The sequence below is a fragment of the Mesorhizobium sp. M2A.F.Ca.ET.039.01.1.1 genome, from assembly GCF_003998035.1.
Lineage (GTDB): Bacteria > Pseudomonadota > Alphaproteobacteria > Rhizobiales > Rhizobiaceae > Mesorhizobium.
Genome location: NZ_RZRY01000253.1, coordinates 1 through 8,375, shown reverse-complemented (window position 1 = coordinate 8,375; position 8,375 = coordinate 1). Strand labels below are relative to the sequence as shown.

Genomic DNA, 8,375 nt, shown 5'->3' with positions numbered 1-8,375 from the left:
GCCCGATTGATGTGGGGATCACAAGCGCGCAGGAAGTTGCCGGCGCCGACTTTTCATCTTTCGCCCGCTCGTCTACCAGTGGACCTATGTTGAGCCGACTCCGACCATCGATTGGCAGATCGACCTCCCTCAGCCGAACCGCGCGCGGCTTCGCGACGCTTATGCTTGCCGCCGCCGTTGCCGTGTCCGGCTCGGTCAGCGCCTTCGCGCAGGGCGTGCCGGTGGTGCGCGACGCCGAGATCGAGGCGCTGGTGCGCGATTATGCCCGGCCGATCTTCAAGGCCGCCGGGCTTGCCAATGACGGCATCGACATCGTTCTGGTCAACGATCCGAGTTTCAACGCCTTCGTCACCGGGCGGCGCCTGTTCGTCAACACCGGCGCGCTGGTGACCGCCGAAACGCCGAACGAGATCATCGGCGTCATCGCGCACGAGGCCGGCCATATCGCGGGCGGACATCAGCAGAAATTGCGCGACCAGCTCGACCGCGCCAAGACAATGGCCATCATCGCCACGCTGCTCGGCGCCGGCGCCATGGTGGCCGGCGCCACCACCAACAGCAAGGGCCTGGCGGGCGCCGGCATGGGCGTCGCCGCCGGCGGCGGCGAGATGGCGCAGCGCTCGATCCTTGCCTATCAGCGTACCGAAGAGATCACCGCCGACCGCTCGGCGATCACCTATCTCAACGCCACCGGCCAGTCAGGCATGGGCATGCTGAAGACCTTCGGCCGCTTCCAGAGCGCGCTGTCGCTCGCCGGCACCCAGGTGGATCCCTACCGGATCAGCCATCCGATGCCGCAGGAGCGCATCTCCAACCTTGAAGTGCTGGTCAAGCAGAGCCCCTTCGTCAATGTTGTCGACCCGCCGGCGCTGCAGCAGCGGCACGACATGATGCGCATCAAGATCGCCGCCTATATGCAGGGCCAGGCGGCTGTCGCGCGGCTGATGCGCAAGAATCCGACCAGCCTCGCCTCGCGCTATGGCGACGCGCAGCAGACCTATCTTTACGGCAATCCAGGCGCCGCGCTGACCAAGACGGCGGCGCTGATCAAGGAACAGCCGAAGAACCCCTATTTCCAGGAGCTGCGCGGCGATATCCTGATGAAGGCCAACAAGCCGAAGGACGCGGCGGACGCCTATGCCAAGGCGGTGAGCCTCGATCCCGCGCATTCCGGACTGCTGCTGGTCTCGCTCGGCCAGGCGCTGATGGCGGTGGGCACGCCCGATTCGCTGAAAAAGGCCGTGGTCCAGCTCAACAACGGCGTCGGGCGGGACAAGGAGAATGCCGAAGCCTATCGCTTCCTGGCGCAGGCCTATGGAGAACAGGGCGACATTCCGGCCGCCGATCTTGCCACCGCAGAGGGCCATTACTATGCGGGCGACTACAAGAATGCGAAGATCTTCGCCATGCGCGCTCAACAGAAATTGAAGCGCGGCGAACCCCGCTGGGTGCGCGCTCAGGATATTATAAACTACACACCGTCTAACAAACTCAAATGAACCTCCCGGACGTCGGCGACGACGAAGGCGGACCGGAACAGGAAAAAGGACGACGATAATGAACAAGGCAATCCTGCTTGGCAGTGCCGGCGGCCTGGCGGTGGCGCTCGGCATGCTGGCCTTCGGTTTCGTGGCGGGAAATCCGCAGGCCGCGAAGGCCGATACCGTGCAGGTCGCCCAGGTCACGTCCTCCGCCGACACCCAGGCGGCCGCCGATACCAAGATCGATCGCAAGGAGGTCGAGGGCATCATCCGCGACTACCTCTTGAAGAACCCGGAAGTGCTGCTCGAGGTGCAGGACGCGCTCGAGGCCAAGCAGAAGGAAGAGCAGCGGCTTGCGGCACTCGGCGTCATCAAGAATTCCAAGGACGAGATCTTCAACTCGACGTTCGACGGCGTCGTCGGCAACCCCAAGGGCAAGGTCACGATCGTCGAGTTCTACGACTACAATTGCGGTTTTTGCAAACGCGCCATCGAGGACATGCAGGCGTTGACCAAGTCCGATCCGGACCTGCGCTTCGTCCTCAAGGAGTTCCCGATCCTGAGCCCCGATTCGCAGAAGGCCAGCGTCGTCTCCATGGCGTTCCACCTGATGCATCCGGAGAAATACGGCGAATTCCACACCGCGCTGCTCGGCGGCCAGGGCCGCGCCACCGAAGCGACCGCTATCAAGGTGGCGCTTTTGCTCGGCGCCGATGAGGCGACGCTGCGCGAGAAGATGAAGGATCCGCGCATCGCCGAGACGCTTTCGCGCACCTATGACCTTGCGACGAAACTGTCGATCACTGGCACGCCGTCCTATGTGGTCGGCAACGAGGTGATCTTCGGAGCGCTCGGCCAGCAGGTTCTGGCGGAAAAGATCGAAGAGGCCAAGAGCGCACTGTAGGCGCTTGCGGATACAAAAGCCGGCCGCTGTGGACAGCGTAAGAACGCACTTGCGCTCTTTTCGCGGGCGGCTATGCCCATTATAGAGGCCCAGTGCGCCGGCTTGGGGTCGGCGTGAAACAAGGTCGGCATATTGAAAACGATTTTCGTCCTCAACGGTCCCAATCTCAATGCGCTCGGCAAACGCGAGCCGGGAATTTATGGCGGCAAGACGCTTGCGGCCATCGAAGAGGATTGCAAGGCGGCGGGCGCCGCGCTCGGGCTCGGGATCGATTTTCGCCAGTCCAATCATGAGGGCGATCTGGTCGATTGGATCCAGGAAGCCGGCGAGAAGGCTGCAGGCATCGTCATCAATCCCGGCGCCTACAGCCACACCTCGATTGCCATCCACGACGCCATCCGCTCTGTTGCGCCGCTGCCCGTCGCGGAGGTGCATCTTTCCAACATCCACGCGCGGGAGCCCTTCCGCCACGTCTCCATGGTCGCGCCGGTCGCTGTCGGCATGATCTGCGGGTTCGGGCCGCTCGGCTACACGCTCGCGCTGCAGGCACTGGCGGCACGCCTGTGACCGGCCCCCAAACAGAAGGCTCGAAAATGTCGATAAAAAAGAACGGTGTTGACCAGCAACTGATCCGCGACCTGGCGGGCATCCTGAACGACACCAATCTGACGGAGATCGAGGTCGAGCTCGGCGACCTCAAGGTGCGCGTGTCGCGCCAGTCGCAGGCTGTCCATGCGGTTGCCGCGCCCCTGCCCGCGATCGCCGCTCCCGTCGCCGCCGCGGCTCAGCCGGCAGCGGCCGTCGCCGCGGCGCCTGCCGATCCGTCCAAGAATGCCGTGCCTTCGCCGATGGTCGGCACCGCCTATCTGGCGCCCTCGCCCGACGCCAAGCCGTTCGTCGAGATCGGCCAGAAGGTGAAGGAAGGCCAGACGCTTCTCATCATCGAGGCGATGAAGACGATGAACCAGATTCCTTCGCCGCGCGCCGGCACGGTGACGGCGATCCTCATCGAGGACGCCCAGCCGGTCGAGTACGGAATGCCGCTGGTGGTCCTCGAGTAGGAACAGCCAAGAGATGTTCCAGAAGATCCTCATCGCCAATCGCGGCGAAATCGCGCTCCGGGTGCTGCGCGCCTGCAAGGAGCTCGGCATCCAGACGGTGGTGGTCCACTCGACCGCGGATTCCGACGCCATGCATGTGCGGCTCGCCGACGAGAGCGTCTGCATCGGCCCGCCGCCGTCGCGCGAAAGCTACCTCAACATCCACCAGATCGTCGCCGCCTGCGAGATCACCGGCGCCGACGCCGTGCATCCGGGCTACGGCTTTCTGTCCGAAAACGCCAAATTCGCCGATATCCTCGCCGCCCACAACATCACCTTCATCGGCCCCTCCGGCGACCATATCCGCATCATGGGTGACAAGATCGAGGCCAAGCGCACGGCAAAGCGTCTCGGCATTCCCGTGGTGCCCGGCTCCGACGGCGCGATCAGCGACGAGAAGGAAGCCAAGCGCGTTGCGGCCGAGATCGGCTATCCGGTGATCATCAAGGCCTCCGCCGGCGGCGGCGGCCGCGGCATGAAGGTGGCGCACACCGAAGCGGACCTCGAAGTCGCGTTGCAGACGGCAAAGTCGGAAGCCGGCGCGGCCTTTGGCGACGACGCAGTGTATATCGAGAAATATCTGGAAAAGCCGCGCCATATCGAGGTGCAGGTGTTCGGCGACGGCGCCGGCCGCGGCGTGCATTTCGGCGAACGCGACTGCTCGCTGCAGCGGCGCCACCAGAAGGTGTGGGAGGAGGCCAATTCGCCCGCGCTCAACGCCGAGGAACGTTCGCGCATCGGCGGCATCTGCGCCAAAGCGATCGCCGATCTCGGCTATTCAGGCGCAGGCACGATCGAGTTCCTCTATGAGAATGGCGAGTTCTATTTCATCGAGATGAACACGCGACTGCAGGTCGAGCATCCGGTGACCGAAGCGATCACCGGCATCGACCTCGTGCATGAGCAGATCCGCGTCGCTTCCGGCGGCGGGCTGTCGGTCAGGCAGGAGGACATCAAGTTCACCGGCCACGCCATCGAGTGCCGCATCAACGCCGAGGACCCGCGGACCTTCACGCCTTCGCCCGGCACGATCACGCATTTCCATACGCCGGGCGGCCTCGGCGTCCGCGTCGATTCCGGTGTCTATTCCGGCTACAAGATCCCGCCTTATTACGACAGCCTGATCGGCAAGCTGATCGTGCATGGCCGCAACCGCGTGGAATGCATGATGCGGCTGCGCCGCGCGCTTGATGAATTCGTCGTCGACGGCATCAAGACGACACTGCCGCTGTTTCGCGACCTTGTCGGCAATCCCGACATCGCCAATGGCGACTACGATATCCACTGGCTGGAAAAATACCTGGCCAAGGGTGAATAGCACGGGGATGCGATGACCCGCCCCTACGCGCCAGGCTATCGCATCCCGACCGACCTGCTGCTCAGGGCTTACGCCTCGGGCGTATTCCCGATGGCCGAGAGCGCCGACGACCCGGAAGTGTTCTGGGTGCGGCCGGAGACGCGCGGCATCATTCCGCTGGACGGGTTCCACACGCCGCGCAGCCTCAAGAAAACGATCCGCAAGCACCCGTTCGAGATCCGCTACGATTTCGATTTCGAGGCGACGATCGACGGCTGCGCCGAGAAGCGCGAAGAGCGCCGCTCGACCTGGATCAATGCGCCGATCCGCGAAGCCTATGTCGAGCTCCATTGCCTCGGCCACTGCCATTCGGTCGAAGCCTGGCGCGAGGACCGTCTGGTCGGCGGCCTTTACGGCGTTTCGCTCGGGCGCGTGTTCTTCGGCGAGAGCATGTTCGCCAGGGAGACCGATGCCTCTAAGACCTGCCTCTATTATCTCGTCGAGCGGCTGAAGGCGCGCGGCTTCGCGCTGCTCGACACGCAGTTCACCACCGAGCATTTGAAGCGCTTCGGCGCCATCGACGTGCCGCGCGGCCAGTATGAGAAGCTGCTGGCCGAGGCGCTGAAGGGCGAGGCCGTCTTCTATCCCTGAGGTCAGTCCCGCGCCGTATCCATCGGCGTCTGCGCGTGAAACATCATCTTCCAGCCGTCGGCGCGGTGAACATAGCCGGTGCTGACCAGCGCGGCATAGGATTCGCCGTTCTCACGCGTCGCGCGCGCTTCGTAAGTCAGCATGATGATATCGCTGCCCGGCTCGACCATGCCCTTCAGCTTGATGTCGAGGTCGCGCCAACGGTTGGGTTTGCTGGCTGTCGCCGCCAGTTCGGAGTTGGTCATCGCCTTAGCCATTTGCGGAAACGCCACCAGGCATTCCACATCGGCATTGGCTTCATAATAGGCGGAATCGCCGGTCCAGAAGCCCTTCTCGATGTCGAGAAGCTCTTGCTTGTTGGCCATGATCGGCTTCGTGGCGGTCATCGCGGAATCCTCCTCGCCTTGCCGAGTTGGAACGGCTGAAAGGCGGGCAGGTTCCGGGATCAGTTGGTGCTGGAGGGATCGTCGTCGGTCGGCTCGGGGGCAGCGCCAGCCGGCTCGGTCGCCGGCTCCGCCGCGGCCTTGGGCTTGGCGGCCTGGGTCTTCGGCTTGCCCGTCTCGGCCTTTGCCGCGGTCGGCGGCGGCACGTCCGACTTCTGCTTGCAGCCCTTGAGCCAGACGTCATAGACGGCGTGCTCGACGGCGTTGAGACCAGGGCTTTCGGCAAACATCCAACCGGTGAAGATGCGACGGATCTTGCGATCGAGCGTGATCTCGTCGACCTCGACGAAGGAATCGGTCTTCGGCTGCTCCGTGTCCGGCCGCGAATAGCAGACGCGGGGCGTGACCTGCAAAGCGCCGAACTGCACGGTCTCGTCGACATAGACGTCGAAGGTGATGATGCGGCCGGTGATCTTGTCTATGCCGGCGAATTCGGCCAATGGGTTGGTGATACGCTCGGAGGCAGCCGGCGCAGGGGCCGGCGCCTGCGCGGCGGCGAAAGCGGCTGTCGAGGCAAGCAGAAGGGACGTCCCAGCGATCAGCGCCTTAGAGATTTGGGCTGGAATCCTGAGCCGCAATTCCGAACGGAAAACCGCTGCGCACTTTTCCTGGAATTGCTCTGGATCGCTCATGCAAACACCGGTGGTTGTGCCCGGGTGATTCTTCAATGCCCAAGGCTAATCATGGCTGCGCAGTCAGCAAGCAGCTAAACGCCAATTGTGGCGATAAAGGATCGAAGCGACGCCTTGAATTGCGATCCGGGTGATTACGATCCCGGCGTCCAGGCATCGTAGTCGCCGGTCACTTGCGGACGATGCTGGTTGGTCAAGATCGAACCTTGCGGCCGATAGGCGCCGGGCGTTCCCGTGAGGTTCGCCCGATGCGGCTTCTGCCACTCGCGCGCCTTGTAGCTCTCGCCCGAAGGGGGCGTGTCGACGCGGTGATGGATCCATCCATGCCAGCCGGGCGGGATCTTCGAGGCTTCCGAATAGTCGCGGTAGATCACCCAACGGCGGGGGCGACCTTCCGAATCGACACCGCCTTCATAATAGACGTTGCCTGCTTCGTCCTCGCCGACCTTCTTGCCGAAGCGCCAGGTGTGGAAGCGGGTGCCAAGCGTCTGGCTGTTCCACCAAGTGAAAAACTGCAGCAGGAAAGTTTTCATCCAGATCCTCGCGGCGGCAGCGGCTGCGCCTCTCCCCTGCTTATGGCGTCACGCCACCGCGAAGGCAAGGGTTTTGCCGCTCCCGGAATGTAATGCTTCGTGCGCTAAATCGATGCAGCCGCTCCGCTGGCGGCAGGGCGGCTTGCAAAGCCTTGCCTGTCTTTCTAAAGCTCGACCCGCCCCGGTTCGGGGCGCCTTCAGGGAGGTGACGATTGACCCGGAAACCGTCCGCCGACAGCCGGATCAACGCCGAAGATATTCGCCGCCGCAAGGGCGGCGTGCCGATCGTGTGCCTCACCGCCTATACCTACCCTGTCGCCCGCCTGCTCGATCCGCATGTCGACCTGCTCCTGGTCGGCGACAGCGTCGCCATGGTTCTGCATGGCCACGCCACCACGCTTGGCGCCTCGCTGGAGATGATGATCGCCCACGGCCAGGCTGTGATGCGCGGCTCGGCCAAGGCCTGCGTCGTGGTCGACATGCCGGCGGGTAGCTATGAGGCCTCGCCGGCGCAAGCCTCGACGTCCGCGAAGCGCATTGTCGAGGAAACGGGCTGCCAGGCCGTGAAGCTCGAAGGCGGCGTCGACATAGCCGCCCAGATCGCGGCCATCGTTGCGGCGGGAATACCGGTGATGGGTCATATCGGCCTGCAGCCACAGTCGGTGGAAAGGGACGGCGGATACAGGATCAAGGGCCGCACGGAGGAGAACATCGCAGCGCTCTTCCGCGACGCCGAGGCGGTGGAAAAGGCCGGCGCTTTCTCGGTTGTCATAGAGGGAACGATGGAGGCTGTGGCCGCGAAGTTGACCCGTCATATTTCCATACCGACCATTGGTATCGGCGCCAGCGCCGACTGCGACGGCCAGATCCTGGTGATCGACGACATGGTCGGCATGACCGTCGACCGCGTGCCTAAATTCGTGAAGGAATACGCCAACTTGCGCAGCGTGATCGCCGATGCGGCGGCGCGCTACGCGGCCGAGGTGCGCAGCCGCGCCTTTCCCGGCCCCGACCACGTCTTCACGACGACCTCCGGCAAGGACGAGACATGAGCACTGCAATCGTCGTCGACAGCGTCGCCGCCCTTCGCGCCCAGGTGCGCGAGTGGCGCCGGGCCGGACTCAGGGTCGCCATGGTGCCGACCATGGGCGCGCTGCATGACGGCCACATCTCGCTGGTCAGGATGGCGCTTGCAAGCGCCGAGCGCTGCGTCGTCTCGATCTTCGTCAATCCGGCGCAGTCCGCGCCGACGGAAGACCTCGACAAATATCCGCGCCAACTTGCCCGCGACCTCGACCGGCTGGCCGAAGCCGGAGCGCATCTCGCCTTCACGC

The 8,375-nt window shown here is 64.0% G+C and carries 11 protein-coding genes; 8 read left to right on the top strand and 3 right to left on the bottom strand.

Going from position 1 to position 8,375, the window contains the following annotated elements; translation table 11 throughout:
- Positions 1–86 precede the first annotated feature (86 nt).
- The 6 genes from EOA24_RS19390 to aat all read left to right on the top strand — a co-directional run bounded on the left by EOA24_RS19390 (position 87) and on the right by aat (position 5,433).
- On the top strand, positions 87–1,499 hold the full coding sequence (locus EOA24_RS19390) for a M48 family metalloprotease (RefSeq protein WP_126082839.1): 1,413 nt from the start codon (positions 87–89) through the stop codon (positions 1,497–1,499).
- A gap of 58 nt (positions 1,500–1,557) precedes the next feature.
- Positions 1,558–2,385, top strand: a complete 828-nt coding sequence (locus tag EOA24_RS19385) for a DsbA family protein (RefSeq protein ID WP_126082840.1) — start codon at positions 1,558–1,560, stop codon at positions 2,383–2,385.
- A gap of 132 nt (positions 2,386–2,517) precedes the next feature.
- On the top strand, positions 2,518–2,952 hold the full coding sequence (aroQ, locus tag EOA24_RS19380; protein ID WP_042643880.1) for a type II 3-dehydroquinate dehydratase: 435 nt from the start codon (positions 2,518–2,520) through the stop codon (positions 2,950–2,952).
- Positions 2,953–2,978: 26 nt separating this feature from the next.
- Positions 2,979–3,446 (top strand): acetyl-CoA carboxylase biotin carboxyl carrier protein, encoded by a 468-nt coding sequence (gene accB, locus EOA24_RS19375; protein ID WP_126082841.1) that lies wholly within the window; start codon positions 2,979–2,981, stop codon positions 3,444–3,446.
- 13 nt (positions 3,447–3,459) lie between these two features.
- On the top strand, positions 3,460–4,803 hold the full coding sequence (accC, locus tag EOA24_RS19370) for an acetyl-CoA carboxylase biotin carboxylase subunit (protein WP_126082842.1): 1,344 nt from the start codon (positions 3,460–3,462) through the stop codon (positions 4,801–4,803).
- Positions 4,804–4,815: 12 nt separating this feature from the next.
- Positions 4,816–5,433: a leucyl/phenylalanyl-tRNA--protein transferase gene (gene aat / locus EOA24_RS19365; RefSeq protein ID WP_126082843.1), complete on the top strand. Its 618-nt coding sequence runs from the start codon at positions 4,816–4,818 to the stop codon at positions 5,431–5,433.
- A gap of 2 nt (positions 5,434–5,435) precedes the next feature.
- Here the strand turns inward: aat and EOA24_RS19360 are convergent, their stop codons facing one another.
- The 3 genes from EOA24_RS19360 to EOA24_RS19350 all read right to left on the bottom strand — a co-directional run bounded on the left by EOA24_RS19360 (position 5,436) and on the right by EOA24_RS19350 (position 7,041).
- On the bottom strand, positions 5,436–5,819 hold the full coding sequence (locus tag EOA24_RS19360) for a hypothetical protein (protein ID WP_126082844.1): 384 nt from the start codon (positions 5,817–5,819) through the stop codon (positions 5,436–5,438).
- A gap of 59 nt (positions 5,820–5,878) precedes the next feature.
- On the bottom strand, positions 5,879–6,508 hold the full coding sequence (locus EOA24_RS19355) for a DUF2155 domain-containing protein (protein ID WP_245467065.1): 630 nt from the start codon (positions 6,506–6,508) through the stop codon (positions 5,879–5,881).
- Between the two features lie 134 nt (positions 6,509–6,642).
- A complete protein-coding gene (locus EOA24_RS19350; RefSeq protein ID WP_127409982.1) occupies positions 6,643–7,041 on the bottom strand; it encodes an NADH:ubiquinone oxidoreductase subunit NDUFA12 in 399 nt (132 codons plus the stop codon).
- A gap of 212 nt (positions 7,042–7,253) precedes the next feature.
- Here EOA24_RS19350 and panB point away from each other — a divergent pair, with 212 nt between their 5' ends.
- Together panB and EOA24_RS19340 are read left to right on the top strand one after the other, a co-directional pair.
- The gene (gene panB / locus EOA24_RS19345; RefSeq protein WP_126082845.1) at positions 7,254–8,093 is read left to right on the top strand and encodes a 3-methyl-2-oxobutanoate hydroxymethyltransferase; all 840 of its coding nucleotides are present in this window, start codon (positions 7,254–7,256) and stop codon (positions 8,091–8,093) included.
- Positions 8,090–8,375: pantoate--beta-alanine ligase (locus EOA24_RS19340; protein ID WP_145992534.1), on the top strand; the 286-nt coding region annotated here is incomplete at its 3' end. The genes panB and EOA24_RS19340, both read left to right, overlap by 4 nt.